Genomic DNA, 15,727 nt, shown 5'->3' with positions numbered 1-15,727 from the left:
GGTTTCCATCGAGAGGAGGGCCAGCAATGGCGCTTTCCAGAACGTCACACATTGTCACCGCCTATGGCGAAGAGCTGGACCAGCTGGCGGACGATCTCGCCCGGATGGGTGGCCTGGTCGAAACGCAGCTGGAAAAGGCCATTGCGGCCGTGGTTCGGCGCGACGCGAGCGTCAAGCCGGACATCAAGGCGCGTGAAGCCCAGGTCAACGCGCTGCAGGTTGAAGTCGAAAAGCGTGTCCTGCGCCTGTTCGCCCTGCGCCAACCGCTGGCAACCGATCTGCGCATGACCATTTCCGCCCTCAAAGTCGCCACCGACCTCGAGCGGGTCGGGGATCTGGCCAAGAATATCGCCTACCGGGCCGGCGATCTGGCCGACTATGCACCGGTCGCGCTGACCCAGCAGGTCGAGCGACTCGGTGCCATCGTGATCAAGCAGTTGCGTGAAGTGCTGGACGCCCTGTCCTCGGCCGATGTCGAGCCCGCCGTGCGGGTCTGGCACTCTGATGACGAAGTGGACGAGCGCTACAATACGCTGGTCCGCGAAATGCTGATGTCGATGACCGAGGATTCAGGCCTGGTCGGTCCGGGTGTGCACATCCTGTTCGTCGCCAAGAATCTCGAACGTATCGGCGATCACGCCACCAATATTGCCGAAGCCGTCCACTTCATGGTCACGGCCTCGCCTCTGGTCGAAGACGGCCAGGCCTGACAACGCCCGCAATCGATATCCGGAGCCGGTCGATGAAAGCCCATGTTCTTGTCGTAGAAGACGAAGATGCCCTGGCCACCCTGCTTCAGTACAATCTGGAGAAGGAAGGCTATTCAGTCGCGGTTGCTCGTGACGGTGAAGATGCCCTGATGCAGGCCGAGGAGGCGACGCCGGATCTGGTCCTGGTTGACTGGATGCTGCCGAAAGTCTCCGGCATCGAGGTTTGCCGCCGCCTGCGTGGTCGCCAGGATACGGCCAATGTCCCGATCATCATGCTCACGGCGCGCGGTGAGGAGACCGATCGCGTGCGCGGTCTCGATACCGGTGCTGACGACTACGTCGTGAAGCCTTTCTCGATGACCGAGCTGTTTGCCCGCATCCGAGCCGTCTTGCGCCGGATCCGGCCGGGGCTGGCAGAGGATGCGATCGAGGCCGGCGACATCACCATGGACCGGGTCGCGCATCGCGTGAAACGGGCCGATCGCGAGATCCATCTCGGACCAACCGAGTTTCGTCTGCTGGACTATCTGATGCAGCATCCGGGGCGGGTCTTCTCGCGCGAGCAATTGCTGGACGCGGTCTGGGGTTCGGACGTCTATGTCGAGGCCCGCACGGTCGACGTTCATGTCGGTCGGCTGCGCAAGGCGCTCAACAACAAGGAAGAGCGCGACCCGATCCGGACTGTTCGCTCGGCCGGGTATGCGTTCGACGTGAACGCCTAGATCGCTCCCCGCAGGGGTTCAGCTTTACCCGCAAAAAAACGGCCGCCTCGAGAACGAGGCGGCCATTGTCTGTCCCGGTACCTGGGTGAGGGGTCGGGTCAGAAATTGAAGCGGCGCGTGGCGGCGATGGCGTCAAGCGCGGCGTTGGCGTCAGATGTGCGACGGCGGCGTTTCTGGCTCGGCTGGTAGGCCATGTCGGAATGCGCGTTGCAATAGGCTGCACCGGTATCCGTCTTGCGACCGCAGAAGCGGAATTCGGACTGGGACGGATCGCCGATCGGCCATTTGCACATGCTTTCGCGAAGCGTCAGCACGGTGGCAAATTCACCGGACGGAAGAACGGCTGGCTCCACCGGCGCCGGCGTAGCAGCCGGGGGCGCTGAGGGGGAGGGGCGCGCAACGGTGCGGGCCGCCGGCGCGGTGGTAGCCGTTGGTGTGCGCGGACGGGAAGGCTTCGTGGCCCGGCGGGCCGGACGCGACGGCGTCGCGCGACCTGACAAACCGAGGCGGTGCACCTTGCCAATCACGGCATTGCGGGTCACACCACCGAGCTGTTTCGCAATCTGACTCGCGCTCAGGCCTTCCGACCAGAGTTTCTTGAGTTCTTCTACGCGTTCGTCAGTCCAAGCCATCGCCCTAGTCTCCCGTTTGGGATGCGCTTGCCTACCTTGATGATGGTAAACCGCGCATTGCTCAATGCATGTTTAATTACACTAGATATTGTAGCAACACGAACCACCGCCACAAGATGGGGTTATGGTCATACCTGTGGAAAGCTCACTTGCACGACCAATCGTTAACGAAGATGGTTACCGGGAAATTAAGGGTAATTCGATATGAGTAACGCTCGCTTAACTGATTTTCCACAGCCCAAAAGTTTCGGACTTTTCAACGGCTTGGGGCTTTGGACTCTGTACAAGAAGGAAGTTCGACGATTCCTCAAGGTCGGCATGCAAACCGTGCTCGCTCCGGTCGCAACGACGCTGCTTTACATGACCGTCTTTACTGTCGCGATCGGTGCCCGGCGCGGCGATGTCGGCGGAATTCCCTTTGCAGAGTTCCTGGCACCAGGCCTGATCCTGATGGGGCTGTTGAACAACGCCTTTGCCAATTCAGGGTCTTCAATCCTGGTGTCCAAGGTCCAGGGCAATACGGTCGACTTCCTGATGCCGCCGCTATCCGCGCTCGAGCTGTTCATTGCCTTTGTGGCCGGAGCCATGACCCGTGGCGTATTGGTGGCGGCGGTGACGGCGGTAACGCTCATTCCCTTCATGAACATGATGCCGGCCCACTGGTGGGCGGTGGCGTATTTCGGTCTGAGCGCGGCGGCGATGCTGTCGATGATCGGCGTTATCGGAGGATTGTGGGCCGAGAAATTCGACCACATGGCAGCCGTCACCACATTCGTGATCACGCCGCTGACCTTCCTGTCGGGGACGTTCTACTCGATCACCAATCTGCCCGGTCCACTGGCAACCATCAGCCATTTCAACCCCTTCTTCTATATGATCGATGGCTTCCGTTATGGGTTCACCGGCCATGCGGATGGCAACCTGATGATCGGGGTCATCCTGCTCGGAGTGATCAACCTTGCACTTGGCGCTCTCAGCTATGCGCTGTTGCATGCAGGCTGGCGCTTGAAGAGCTGATCGGCCCGGCCTAGAGGAGAGGAAAGGCCCGCATCGAGACAGGGCCGGACACGCCATTCAGGCAATCCAGGAGGATATGAACATGCCCGCACCGATGATGGATACCTACGCTCCGCCGGATCTGGTCTTTGACCACGGCAAGGGCCCGCGCCTGTTCACGGCGGCAGGGGACGGGTATCTCGACTTCATTTCGGGTATTGCGGTAAATTGCCTGGGCCATGCCCATCCCAAGGCCGTCGCCGCGCTCACTGAGCAGGCCGGCAAGCTGTGGCACCTGTCCAACATGTTCAAGGTCCCGGCCGGCGTCGAACTGGCCGAGAAGCTGACCAAGGCGACCTTCGCCGACCGTGTCTTCTTCACCAATTCCGGTGCCGAGGCGATGGAATGCGCGCTCAAGACGGCCCGTCGCTATCACTATGTGAATGGCAATCCGCAGCGCTATCGCATCATAACCTTCACCGGCGCTTTCCACGGCCGCACCTATGGCGCAATCAATGCCGGCGGCAATCCGAAATACCTGGAAGGCTTCGGCCCGGCGATGGAGGGCTTCGACCAGGTCGAGTTCGGTGACCTCGACGCTGTCAAGAACGCCATCTCCGATGAGACCGCCGCCATCTGCGTCGAGCCGGTCCAGGGTGAGGGCGGTGTCCGTGCTCCCGAAGACAGCTTCCTGCGCGGCCTGCGCCAGCTCTGCGACGAGCACGGCCTGATGCTGATCTATGATGAAGTCCAGTCTGGCGCCGGTCGCACCGGCAAGCTGTTCGCCCACCAGTGGGTCGACGGCGCCGAGCCCGACATCATGGCGGCCGCCAAGGGTATTGGTGGCGGCTTCCCGATGGGCGCCTGCCTCGCCACGGAAGCGGCCGCTGAAGGTATGGTCGTGGGAACCCATGGCTCGACCTATGGCGGCGGACCGCTGGCAATGGCAGTCGGTAATGTCGTGTTTGATGAGCTGACGTCTGACGGATTCCTCGACCAGGTGGTCGAAGTTTCCAATTATCTGACCCAGCAACTTCACGGTCTGATGGACCGCCATGCGGACAAGGTCGAGGAAGTGCGCGGCAAGGGCCTGTTGATCGGCATGAAGCTGAAGCCGGGATTTGATCCCAAGAAGCTTGCAGGTCTGGCTCGCGATCGCCATCTGTTGATCGGCGCTGCCGGTGACAATGTCTCCCGTCTGGCGCCGCCCCTGGTGATTACCAAGGACGATGCCAGTGAGGCCGTGGCGGTTCTCGACGAGGCGCTCGGCGCGCTTGAAGCCACAGCCTGACGCGTCCTGCAGCCTGCAACGACAAGGATTTCGACCGTGAGTGACCCGCTCGGAGAACACGACAACATTGTTGCCGGCTTTCAGATTGAAGGCCGGACCGTGCGTGGGCGGGTCACCCGGATCGGTTCGGTGCTCGACGAGATCCTGTCGGCCCATGATTATCCCGAGCCGGTGGCACGCCTGCTGGGCGAGGCCGTACTGGTCACGACCCTGGTCGGTGACGCGTTGAAATTCGATGGTCGCCTGATCGTGCAGGCCCAGGGCGATGGCCCGGTGCGCTTTCTGGTGGCGGAATATGTCACCGGCGAAGGTGTGCGTGGCTTTGCCTCCATGGACCGCGATGCGGTGGATACGGCCTTGGCCGGCGAAATCGCGCCGGAGGCGATGATGTCGACCCTGCTCGGGCGCGGCTCCTTCGCCATGACGATCGATCACGGCCCCGACATGGACCAGTACCAGGGCGTGGTCGCTCTGGAGGGCACCTCGCTGAGCGAGGTTGCCGAGACGTATTTCCGCCAGTCGGAACAGACACCGACCCGCCTGCGCTGCGCGATCGGCGAGATCTGGACCGGCGATGAGGCCCGCCAGTGGCGTGGCGGCGGCGCGCTCCTGCAATCTGTCGCGGGCGATGAGGCTCGTGGGTCTGCCGAGGAGGACTGGGATCACGCCCGGGCCCTGTTCGAGACTGTCGAGGATGGCGAACTGCTCGACCCCGACCTGTCCGCCGGGGCGCTGCTCTATCGGCTCTACAATGAGGACGGTGTCCGCTTGCTCGAGCCGACAGCTGTGACCAGGCGCTGCTCGTGCGAGCGAGAACGCCTGCGTCGGATCATCGCGTCTTTCCCGGCCGACGACCGGTCCGCGATGGAATCCGATGGCGCGATTGTCATGACGTGCGAGTATTGCAACCGCGACTGGCGTTTCGAACCGTCTGAGGTCGACGCGCCGTCGGCCTGACCCGGCCCGGTCACCGATTGCCATTGTTGCGGTGCAACACAGATAGTTTGGTTCTGCAAACCCCGTGGTAACGCCTCCGCGTCACTGTCCGCGCCGACGGGAGAGGCAGAGCGCGACACGATGGATTCAAAGACACTCATACTGGCGCTGGTTCCGGTCATTCTGGCTGGCGTGCTGATCCACGCGGTCAATGCCTCCATCCAGAAAACCAGCGATGGTCCGCGCTGGTGGCTGGCCGGAACGGCGGCGCACGGTATCGGACTGGGTCTGATCTCGTTGCGCGGCTTCGTGCCTGACGTGGTGGGTGTGGTGATCGGTGACATCCTGGCCGCCGGTGGCTTCCTGATCCTGCTGGAAGGCGTTGCCCGTTTCGCCGGCCAACGGGTGCCGCACTGGCAACTGGGCGCGCTTGCCGGCTTGGTTGTGTTCGGCTTCCCGGTGTTTACCTGGGCCGTTGACATTGCCGCCTTGCGTTTCGCCATCTTTGGTATCGGCGTGATCGTGCCTTGCTTGTTGATGTTGCCCTATCTCACGGTCATTGGTCACCGCGACGGCCTGCCTGGCGTGCGATTGCTGCGCTATACGATCTTCCTATTCGTGATTGCCCTTGCCGTGCTCAGCAGCAGCATCCTGCTCTTTGACCCGGACCTTCCCAGTGTCCTGGCGCCCAGCCAGATGATGGCCCTGGGTATCCTCTTCTTGATGGTGGTCGAGACCAATCTGGTATTCGGATTTGTGTTGCTCTCGGCTGGCCGTTCGGCGTCGGTATTGAAGCAGGCAGCGCTGACCGATCATCTGACGGGGCTGCCCAATCGCCGGGCCTTCGAGGCCGTGGTCAATGAGAGCTTCCTGTCGTCACCGGCGGCTGTGGCACCGGCAGCCATTGCGGTCTTCGATGTCGATCATTTCAAACAGGTCAACGACACGTACGGGCATGATGTCGGAGACGCCGTGCTGCAGCATGTCGCCGACATCCTGAAGTCCGCCATCCGGGAAACCGACCATGTCGCCCGCCTCGGCGGCGAGGAGTTCGTGGCGCTCATCCATTCGCACAGCAGCGTGACGGTGCAGGATGTAGCCGAGCGGGTCCGCGAGGCGGTGCAGGACCACCCCTTCCGTCTCGATGGACGCGAAATCCCGGTGACGATTTCGGCTGGGTTGGTCGAGGTCACCGACGCTCACCCGACGCTGACAGGCCTGTTCAAGCGAGCTGACGCGGCGCTGTACAGGGCCAAGGATGCCGGCCGAAACCGGATCATCACCGCTGCGGCCTAGGGGCGCCAGAAACGCGGGCTCAACAGGATCAGGACGGCCAGCACTTCCAGCCGACCGATAAACATGTTGGCGGTCAGCACCCATTTTACCGGATCCGACAAAGGCTCGAACGTGCCCGCCGGGCCGATGACCGATCCAAGACCGGGGCCGACATTGGTGAGTGTCGCGGCGGCGCCGGACAGGGCCGTGATCAGGTCCAGTCCCAACGCCGAAAGGATGGCGGCGGATGCCGCGTAAACCGCGAAGAACACGAAGAAGAAGCCCAATACCGAGTGGAGGATGCTCTCCGAAACGGGTCGACCATTATAGTGCATTGGAATTACGGCATTCGGGCGCAACAACCGGGCCAGGTAGCGACGCATGGCGGTGCCCGCGATCTGGTAGCGGAAAATTTTCACCGAACAGGTTGTCGACCCGGCGCAGCCGCCGACGAACATGAAGACGAAGAAGCAAGCCTGTGCCAACGGCCCCCATTGGCCATAATCGGTCGTGGCGAACCCGGTGCCGGTTATGATCGAGATGGCGTTGAACGCGGCGTGGCGCCAGGCCGGCACGTCGCCGGTGAACAAGTCCTGCGCCATGATGAGTGTGGTCAGTCCAATCGTCGCCACCGCGACGACCAGTAGGAAACCCCGCACCTGGGCGTCCCGGAACAGACCGCTGAACTTACCGCGTGAGGCCAGAAGAAACAGGCCGAAGGGCAAGGAGGCCAGGATCATGAACACGACGGTGATCATGTCCGAGCCGAGGTGCACATACTCCCCCATCGAGTTGTCGGATGTTGAGAAGCCGCCCGTTGAAACGGTGGACATGGCATGACAAAGCGCCGGCAGCCACGCCATGCCCGTCCCCATATAGGCGACGAAGCAGACGATGGTCAGGGCCAGGTAGATCGCGGCAATGCCCGCGGCGATCTGGGTCGCGCGTGGCAGCACCTTTTCGGAGGTGTCCCCGGTTTCAAGCTGGAATAACTGCATGCCGCCAATGCCCAGCATCGGCCAGAAAGCCATTGCGGTGACAATGATCCCGATCCCGCCGATCCACTGCAGGATGGCCCGCCAGAGAAGCAGTCCGGGTGGTCGCAGGTCCAGCCCGGTGATGACCGTGGCACCGGTTGTTGTCAGCCCCGAGATCGCCTCGAAAATTGCGTCGGTCCAGTCTAGTCCCTGACCCGAAAGGCGCAACGGCAAGGCGGCGCACAGGGCCAGTCCCAGCCAGGCTCCGACGATAAGTACGAACGCGCCCCGTGCCGGCATGTCTCCCACCGGGCCACGTGTGCTCAGTGTGATCGCCCCGCCCACAAAGACGCCGATGATGGAGGACAGGATGAATGCCGTCGCGCTTTCTTGCTGGCCTGACGCGAAGTCGACCAGCGCGGGCGCCAGCATGGTCGCGGCCAGCACGGTGACCATCATGCCGATCATGAACAGCACTTGCCGGAGGGCCTGGGTCACGGGCGCCTGTCTTCCTGGGGCCGGGATTTCATCGCGCGCGGATCATCAGATCAATGCAGCCACAGGCGGTCGGACGGCCGGTCCAGCGAGAAACCCGGAATGGTGGCCGCAAAGCTTTCGCCATCGCCGCGCCGCATCTCGTAGCTGCCACTCATGAATCCGGACGAGGTCGGCAGGGGCGCGCCGGACGTGTAGCGAAATCGCTCGCCCGGCTCGATCACCGGCTGTTCGCCGATCACGCCCATGCCTTGCACGTGTTCGGTGCGTCCGTTGGCATCGGTGATAACCCATTTGCGGGCGATCAGCTGAACGGGATGCTCGCCGGTATTCTCGATCTCGATCGTATAGGCCCAGACAAAGCGGCCCTCCTCGGGGATGCTCTCATCCTCCAAGTAGTCCGGACTGACACTGATCCGCACGCCGCAGCTTTCGTGCTCATACATTGGATGCCCCTGCGACCGGTCTGCATCACGCAGGTCCGACCATCAATAATGGCCATATAATCAACCCGTGCGCCATGTGGCTCAACCCCCACGGTCAGCATCGCTGGACAGGGCGCGCCGGATGTTGGACATCTGCCTCTTCCAACACATGCTGATTGTGATCCATGGCCGATACCGGAATCCTGCCTGACCATCATCTTGCCGCCCTGACCGGCCGCGGCGTCGTGACGACAGTCGCTCCGCTGGCCGAGGGACAGGTCCAGCCGGCCAGTATCGACCTCCGCCTCGGCAGCAAGGCCTGGCGACTGCGTGCCAGCTTCCTGCCCGGACCCGGCCGGACTGTTGCCGAGCGTCTCGACGATGACCTGGTCATGCATACGGTCGACCTGACCGCCGGGGCGGTCCTGGAGACCGGTTGTGTCTACCTGGCGCCGCTTCAGGAAGGCCTGAAGCTGCCCGCTGGCCTCAGTGCTGCGATGAATCCCAAGAGTTCGACCGGGCGCATCGATGTCTTCACGCGGGTCATCACCGATCACGGTGTCGCCTTTGACCAGGCCCCGGTGGGCTATGAAGGTCCGCTCTATGCCGAGATCTCGCCCTGTACATTCTCGATTCTTGCTCGTGAAGGCGACCGGCTGAGCCAAGTGCGTTTCCGCCAGGGAGAGCACAAGGCCCTGCGCGAGGTCACGGTCAGCGTTGACCTGGCCGGATTTGGTGACGGGATTGTCGGTTATCGGGCGCGGCGGCACTCAGGCCTGGTTGATCTGTCCAGGATTGGTGGTCATGCCGCAGCTCGATACTGGGAGCCGTTGACTGCCCCTGACCGCCGCCTGGTCCTGGATCCTGGTGAGTTTTACATCCTGGCCTCGCGAGAAGCCGTCAGGATCGGATGCGACGAGGCGGCTGAAATGGCGCCGATCGCCACCGAGATCGGCGAGTTCCGGGCTCATTATGCTGGCTTCTTCGATCCGGGCTTCGGGACCAGTGAAGCCGGTGGCACTGGAGCCCGCGCGGTCCTGGAAGTGCGCGGCCGCGATGTACCATTCCTGCTGGAACACGGCCAACCCATCGCCCGGCTGGTTTATGAGCCGATGCTGGGCGTACCGAATACAGCCTATGGTCAGGTCGCGTCCAATTACCAAGCCCAAGGGTTGAAATTGTCGAAGTTCTTCGCCAGCGAATAACCGGATTTTCTGGGTTTTCTCCTTGATTGTCGCGCAACGAGGCTGAACCTTACGGGCGGCTTACCCTTTTGTGGGCTTTTATTTAGGGAGGGGTTCATGGTCAGATTATCAGGCCTTTTGATTATGCTTTGCGCGGCGGTTGGGGCTGCCCACGCACAGCCGCCGGTGCCGTCGATCGACGATTACGCCGCCATGGCGAACATGTCGGACGTCAGTATTTCACCCAATGGCGAGCGCTTGGTCTTCATTTCCGGCGAGAGCCGGGCAGAGCGCTCGATTGTCATCTATTCGCTGGTGGGCGGTGCGCCTTTCGTGATCGATGGCGGGGATGACCAGGTCCTCGCGGCGGTCTCCTGGGCCAATGACGAAAATCTGCTGGTTACCTATTCCGACCGGCGGGATCTGGCGGCCGAAGGCGAGCGAGCCGACCTCTTCCGGACCTATGTGGTGCGGGCGGACGGCAGCGGAAACTGGGAACTCAACCGATTTGCCACTATGGCCAACAGGGACATTTCCGATCCGGACAGCATGCTGATCTGGTTGCCCGTCATTCAGGACAATCGCGGTTCGCGGACCGTCGGTGACTCTGTTGAGGCGGCAAGGGGCCTTTTTCGGCAGGAATTCACCCGTGACCGGGCCCGTCGCCGCGTTTTCATTGGCGATGGCGGGTTCACCTATCGGTTGAACGCGGACAACGAGCCGGTGGTCCGGTTCGCCTTTGACGAGGGGGAGTTCGAGCTTTGGTCGAACCTCGACGGCAATGGCTGGGATCGCGTGTACTCCGAAAATCTCACACGTGAGCGCTTCCGCTTTGGCGCCCGGCGTGCGGATAGCTGGGTCGGTCGTATGACCAGCGTGGCAGGTCTGGATGCAACGGGCCAGTACGGCTATTTCACCTCGCGCGTGAACAATGACCGATTGGCCGTTTTCCGCTTCAATTTCGAGACCAATGAGATTGAAGGGCCGGTCGTACAATCGGACCTGGCCGATGTCGGCAGCTTCATCAGAGACTGGCGAACGAATGCAGTCATCGGTGTGCGTTGGGCTGAAGAGCGGCAGCGTGTCGAGTATTTTGACGAGACCTTCGCCAACATCCAGACCCAGCTGGAGGGTTATTTCCCGGATTCGAACGTTTCGATCGTCAGCTGGGACCAGGACTTTACGAAGGTCGTGATCAGCATCAGCGGCGGGCAGACAAGCGAGAGCTATTATCTGCTGGACCGCAATACCGGTCAGATGGCGTTCCTGTCGGGTGCCTACAGCCGTATTCCGGACGAAGCCATCGCTCCGGTCGAGGTGGTGCACTACACGGCGCGTGACGGTCTGGAACTGTTTGGCTATCTCACCACGCCGCCAGGGCGTGAAGCACGCGACCTGCCTCTGGTCATGATGCCTCACGGTGGCCCGCAGGCCCGGGACTATTACGGCTTTGACGCTTGGTCGCAATTCCTTGCCGCCCGCGGATACGCGGTGTTCCAACCGCAATTCCGTGGCTCGGACGGGTTCGGCCGTGACTTCATCACCATGGGCCATGGCGAGTGGGGGCGCAGCATGCAGGACGACGTGTCTGATGCCTTGCGTCACCTTGTCGAAGAAGGTGTGGTGGACCATGAACGGGTCTGCCTGTTCGGATGGTCCTATGGCGGGTACGCCGCACTTGCGGGTGCCACGCTGACGCCTGAGCTGTTCCGCTGCATCATCGCCGGTGCGCCCGTTTCGGACGTCTTCGCTATGATGGATTACGTCACGGGCCGCTTTGGTGGTGCCTCTGTCACCTACTGGGCCGAATATATCGGCGATTGGCGCAGTGAGACCGACTACATCACCCGGATCTCGCCGGCGCTGAATGCCAGCGACGTCCAGGCTCCGATGATGATCATCCACGGCACCGACGACCTGATCGTTCCGTTCGAGCAGGCCGAGTTGATGGCGGAAGCCATGGAGGCTGCCGGAAAGCCGTATGAGCTGGTCGCCATCCAGGATGGACCGCACCAGTCGTACAGGATGACGGTGGACAATACGCGAGAGCTGTACACGGCGCTCGAGCGCTTCCTGTTCGAGCACAATCCGCCGGACCCGCGCTGACGGATCAGCCGGAAGATTTGTTGAGAGCGGGTCCGGGATTTCGGACCCGCTCTTTTTTGTTTGAAATATCGATCAGGCTCTGCTTGAAATCAGAAGTTGAGTGATTTTCGCCTGAAAACGGGCGACGTGTTTCGGGGGATTTCATGCGCTTTGTTTTGAATTGTGTCGCTGCGGCAGTGACGTTTGCCGTGGTTGGCTCAGGGGCATCAGCTGTTCTGGCGCAGTCGGGCCCGGCTCTTGAAATCGAGGATTTCCTGGCGCTGCCGGACATGAGCGGGGTCCGCCTGTCACCGAACGGCGAGAGGCTCGTCTTCATCAGCGGGCAAAGCTGGGAAGAGCGCGCCATCGTGGTCTATACGCTGGACGGTAGCGAACCGCCACTGGTCATTGACGCCGGTGACGATCAGGCGATTTCCGTCGCCCGCTTTGCCTCCGACACCCATCTCTGGCTGGAATACACAGACCGTGGCAATTGGTGGGGGATGGGTGATGATTTCTATGTCAGCCGCCCCTACATCATGCGCATTGAGGACCAGCGCTCTATCGAGCTGGAAGTCTATACCTATTTTGCGGGCATCAATGAGGAAAACCCGGATACGGTCCTGACATGGGTCCGCGCCCAGCGCGCCGGCGGCGGCATGATGACGCGCGTTCGCGGTGGCGTTGGCTATGGCCTCTTCGAGCAGGATCTGGATCGCCGCACCGGTCGCAGCCGTGTCGAAATCGGTGTTCGAGATTTCGACATGAGCCTCGGCCCGAATGACCGACCGGTCATCCGCCAGCGTGGTGGGCGCGACGCCTCCGATCCGTACGAGTTCTGGGCTCGTTCGGACGGTGGCACCGGCAGTTGGGAGCGGCTCTATACCGAGCGCCACCAGATGATGCGGGAATTCTCCTTCGCGGCACGCACCTGGCATGACTGGCTCGGCGTCATCGAGTGGGTCCAGGGTGTCGATCCGACGGGGCGCTATGCTTACTTCTTCTCCGAGACCAATGGCACACCCACAGGGCGGATGCCCGGCCGCCGCCGCGCGCTGTTTCGGATGGACCTTCAAACCAGCGAGATCGAAGGTCCCATTGTCCAATCCGACATCGCCAGTATTGGCAGCACGTTGGTTGATTGGCGCACCAACGGCATCATTGGTGCGAGCTGGGATGATGGGCGTCGGCAGGTCGAGTATTTCGAGCCGGAATTCGCTGAAGTCTACAATCAGCTGATCGGCTTTTTTCCAGAGTCCAATGTCAGCCTGGTCAGCTGGGACAGGGCTTTCGACAAGGTGGTCATCTACATTGAGGCAGGTGGAACGGCCGGGGCCTATTATCTCCTCACCCGTTCAACCGGTGATGTGATGATGCTGGGAAATTCGCGGTCGCGAATTCCCGACGCGCAGGTCGGTAATGTTTCAGTCGTTCGCTACCAGGCGGCGGACGGGGTGGACCTGTTCGGCTATCTCACCACCCCGGCGCAGACCGAGGCGCGGGATCTGCCCTTGATAATGATGCCGCATGGCGGACCGGAATCGCGTGACTCCTATGGTTTCGATGAATGGGCGCAGTTGCTGGCCTCCCGTGGCTATGCCGTTTTCCAGCCGCAGTTTCGCGGATCTGGCGGTTTCGGGGTCGAATTTGCCGAGCTTGGCTATCAAAACTGGGGCGAGAGCATGCAGACGGATCTCAATGACGGGATCGACCATCTTGCTGCCCAGGGGATCATCGATCCGGACCGTGTCTGCATTTTCGGCTGGTCCTATGGCGGCTATGCCACCCTCGCCGGGATGACGCTGACGCCGGACCGCTATCGCTGCGGCGTGGCCGGCGCCGGCGTCTCCGACATCCTGGGCATGATGGATTATGCCCAGGAGCGCATGGGCGGCGGGTCGCAGCTTTACTGGGCCCGCAATATCGGCGACTGGCGCGGCGACAATCGCGAGCACATCATCTCCATTTCACCGGCCCGTCAGGCGGCGGCGGTCCAGGCCCCGCTGATGATCATCCATGGTACGGAAGATATTGTCGTCCCATACAGCCAGGCCGAGCTGATGGTCGAGGCCATGGAAGAGGCCGGCAAGCCCTATGAGTTCATTCCGATCGAGGGCGGTCGTCATTATTCCGCTCAGATGACCGACGAACACAGGCGCTTGCTGTACGAGAATCTCGTCCGTTTCGTCGAAGAGCACAATCCGCCCGGTCCCCTGGACTGATGCAGCCGGAATGCCTGCGTCCCGGCACTTCCGCCGGGCGCAGGCTATGCCTATAAAAAGGTGTTTCCGGTTGTCGGCCCGCCGACGCCCCAAGCGGGTGTAGCTCAATGGTAGAGCAGAAGCTTCCCAAGCTTACGACGAGGGTTCGATTCCCTTCACCCGCTCCAGCACTTCAAGCCCTTCAGCGTATGCGTTTTGCCATCCGTCACCGTCCTGGGGCGGTGACCGGCCTGCTAGTCGCACCACGCCTTACATCCGCCGCGGTCGGAACGCCGCCGGGTCCATGCCGGCCAACTCTACCAAGTGCACCACCAGGGCGACGCACATTGCGGCTGAGATGATGGCTATCAGGATCCAGGGGATGAGGCGGGGTCCGCGTTCGGGCCGGACCGGCTGTCCGGATCGCCAGCGGGCGACAAGGAAGAGCGCAATGAATCCGGCAAGGGCGATAAGCGTGGGGATGAGGGAGAGATACATGGCGTGTCCGTCAGGGCGCTGAGGCCGTGTTCGGTTTTCTCCCAGTAGTGCGGGTTGCTGATGAGTTGGCGCAAGGCGCGAGCCGCCGCAAGGGTCTGCAACAGCCAATAGACCGGCATTCCTGCAAGGTCGCGGGCGCGTACCGGTAGTCCGGCGCGGCGCATGGCCACCGCTGCACAGGCTATGGCGCTGGCGTATCCTGTGGCCATGAAGACCAGTGCTGTCAGGCCGGACGCTTCAGGTCCGGCCCCAACGGCGAGGGCCAACAGGCAGGTCAGGCTGAGCGGTGCATGCAGCAATGCCGATGCGACGGCGCCGCCCAGCACCAGCACGCCGGGCCAGACACGGCGCCAGGGCGTGTCCCTGCAGGCAGCCAGAACGCCGATGGTCTGGGCATAGCCCTTGATCCAGCGCGTCCGCTGCTTGACCCATGGGACTAGCTGCAGCGGTGCCTCCTCGAGCGTGTGGGGCTCGATCAATCCGCATCGATAGCCGGCCGCGTGCAGGCGCAAGCCGAGATCGGCATCCTCCGTCACATTCCAGGCATCCCAGCCACCGATGCGGACCAGTGCGTCACGACGGAAGTGATTGCTGGTCCCGCCAAGAGGTAGTGGCCAGCCCAGTCGCTGGTAGAGCGGTAGCAAGGCATGGAAGTGGGCGGCATATTCCAGCGCGAACTGGCGGGTCAGCCAAGTCTCCCGGCGGTTATACCAGTTCAGCGGTGCCTGGATGCAGGCGAGGCACTGCCCGGCAACCCTGAAAGCTTCCGCGGCCCGCCTCAGCTGGGTGGGGTCCGGGCGGTCTTCGGCATCATGGACGGTGACCAGTTCCGAGCGGCACATACGCAGGGCGTAGTTGAGCGCGCGCGGCTTCGTACGCGGCTCGCCCGGCGGTACGACGACAATCTCGAAGCGACTATCGAGCGCCAGGCGACGGGCGACATGGATGGTTTCACCATCATCGGCTTCCAGCACCAGCTTGAAGGCCAAACGATCTGCGGGGTAGTCGATCGCGGCGAGGTTGCGGGCGAGGTCCGGAAGGACGGCGGCCTCGCGGTAGAGGGCAACCATGATGGTGGCCGTGGGCAGGTCCCTGTCGGCGCAGGCAGGTCCGTCCAGCCAGACGGGCTTCAGCGCCACGGCAGCAAGTCGCAATGCGATCAGGCCGGTGAACAGGGCGCAGGTCATGACGCTGGCGGCTGCCAGCGCGACGACTGGCGAAATGATGGCGAACAGTGCGAGGGCCAAGAGGAGCGCCAGCGACAATCGCCCTATTCGGGCGGATGTCGGACCAAATGCGC

13 protein-coding genes and 1 tRNA gene are annotated in these 15,727 nt (G+C 62.3%); 10 read left to right on the top strand and 4 right to left on the bottom strand.

Annotated features, from left to right (window positions below; all coding sequences use genetic code 11):
- Positions 1 to 26 precede the first annotated feature (26 nt).
- The gene (phoU, locus tag ACN0X9_RS12285; RefSeq protein ID WP_417487869.1) at positions 27 to 710 is read left to right on the top strand and encodes a phosphate signaling complex protein PhoU; all 684 of its coding nucleotides are present in this window, start codon (positions 27 to 29) and stop codon (positions 708 to 710) included.
- 32 nt (positions 711 to 742) lie between these two features.
- The gene (gene phoB / locus ACN0X9_RS12280) at positions 743 to 1,432 is read left to right on the top strand and encodes a phosphate regulon transcriptional regulator PhoB (protein WP_417487868.1); all 690 of its coding nucleotides are present in this window, start codon (positions 743 to 745) and stop codon (positions 1,430 to 1,432) included.
- Positions 1,433 to 1,530: 98 nt separating this feature from the next.
- Here phoB and ACN0X9_RS12275 read toward each other — a convergent pair whose 3' ends face one another.
- Entirely contained in the window at positions 1,531 to 2,064 is a 534-nt protein-coding gene (locus tag ACN0X9_RS12275; protein WP_417487867.1) for a GcrA family cell cycle regulator, read from the bottom strand.
- A 204-nt stretch (positions 2,065 to 2,268) separates the two neighbouring features.
- On the opposite strand from ACN0X9_RS12275, the gene ACN0X9_RS12270 reads away from it, so the two are divergent.
- The 4 genes from ACN0X9_RS12270 (at position 2,269) to ACN0X9_RS12255 (ending at position 6,583) form a co-directional block, all read left to right on the top strand.
- Positions 2,269 to 3,081, top strand: a complete 813-nt coding sequence (locus ACN0X9_RS12270) for an ABC transporter permease (protein ID WP_417487866.1) — start codon at positions 2,269 to 2,271, stop codon at positions 3,079 to 3,081.
- Positions 3,082 to 3,163: 82 nt separating this feature from the next.
- Entirely contained in the window at positions 3,164 to 4,351 is a 1,188-nt protein-coding gene (locus ACN0X9_RS12265; protein ID WP_417487865.1) for an aspartate aminotransferase family protein, read from the top strand.
- A 27-nt stretch (positions 4,352 to 4,378) separates the two neighbouring features.
- Positions 4,379 to 5,308, top strand: a complete 930-nt coding sequence (locus tag ACN0X9_RS12260) for an Hsp33 family molecular chaperone (RefSeq protein WP_417487885.1) — start codon at positions 4,379 to 4,381, stop codon at positions 5,306 to 5,308.
- Between the two features lie 120 nt (positions 5,309 to 5,428).
- Positions 5,429 to 6,583, top strand: a complete 1,155-nt coding sequence (locus ACN0X9_RS12255; RefSeq protein WP_417487864.1) for a GGDEF domain-containing protein — start codon at positions 5,429 to 5,431, stop codon at positions 6,581 to 6,583.
- Here the strand turns inward: ACN0X9_RS12255 and ACN0X9_RS12250 are convergent.
- Both ACN0X9_RS12250 and apaG read right to left on the bottom strand, forming a co-directional pair.
- Positions 6,580 to 8,037 carry a TrkH family potassium uptake protein gene (locus ACN0X9_RS12250; RefSeq protein WP_417487863.1) on the bottom strand — a complete coding sequence of 486 codons (1,458 nt, stop codon included), beginning with the start codon at positions 8,035 to 8,037 and terminating at the stop codon, positions 6,580 to 6,582. The two genes, ACN0X9_RS12255 and ACN0X9_RS12250, sit on opposite strands and share 4 nt — an antisense overlap.
- Positions 8,038 to 8,087: 50 nt before the next feature.
- Complete coding sequence (gene apaG, locus ACN0X9_RS12245; protein ID WP_417487862.1) at positions 8,088 to 8,480, bottom strand: Co2+/Mg2+ efflux protein ApaG; 393 nt, start codon at positions 8,478 to 8,480, stop codon at positions 8,088 to 8,090.
- Positions 8,481 to 8,644: 164 nt separating this feature from the next.
- On the opposite strand from apaG, the gene ACN0X9_RS12240 reads away from it, so the two are divergent.
- The 4 genes from ACN0X9_RS12240 to ACN0X9_RS12225 all read left to right on the top strand — a co-directional run bounded on the left by ACN0X9_RS12240 (position 8,645) and on the right by ACN0X9_RS12225 (position 14,117).
- Entirely contained in the window at positions 8,645 to 9,664 is a 1,020-nt protein-coding gene (locus ACN0X9_RS12240) for a 2'-deoxycytidine 5'-triphosphate deaminase (protein ID WP_417487861.1), read from the top strand.
- A gap of 165 nt (positions 9,665 to 9,829) precedes the next feature.
- On the top strand, positions 9,830 to 11,749 hold the full coding sequence (locus tag ACN0X9_RS12235; RefSeq protein ID WP_417487860.1) for an alpha/beta hydrolase family protein: 1,920 nt from the start codon (positions 9,830 to 9,832) through the stop codon (positions 11,747 to 11,749).
- Between the two features lie 143 nt (positions 11,750 to 11,892).
- Positions 11,893 to 13,950: an alpha/beta hydrolase family protein gene (locus tag ACN0X9_RS12230; protein ID WP_417487859.1), complete on the top strand. Its 2,058-nt coding sequence runs from the start codon at positions 11,893 to 11,895 to the stop codon at positions 13,948 to 13,950.
- Between the two features lie 93 nt (positions 13,951 to 14,043).
- A tRNA-Gly gene (locus ACN0X9_RS12225) sits at positions 14,044 to 14,117 on the top strand.
- Between the two features lie 180 nt (positions 14,118 to 14,297).
- Here the strand turns inward: ACN0X9_RS12225 and ACN0X9_RS12220 are convergent.
- Complete coding sequence (locus ACN0X9_RS12220; RefSeq protein WP_417487858.1) at positions 14,298 to 15,674, bottom strand: glycosyltransferase family 2 protein; 1,377 nt, start codon at positions 15,672 to 15,674, stop codon at positions 14,298 to 14,300.
- Positions 15,675 to 15,727: the final 53 nt, after the last annotated feature.

This window comes from Maricaulis sp., from assembly GCF_048268525.1.
Taxonomy (GTDB): domain Bacteria; phylum Pseudomonadota; class Alphaproteobacteria; order Caulobacterales; family Maricaulaceae; genus Maricaulis.
This window is presented reverse-complemented; position numbering and strand designations above follow the sequence as displayed.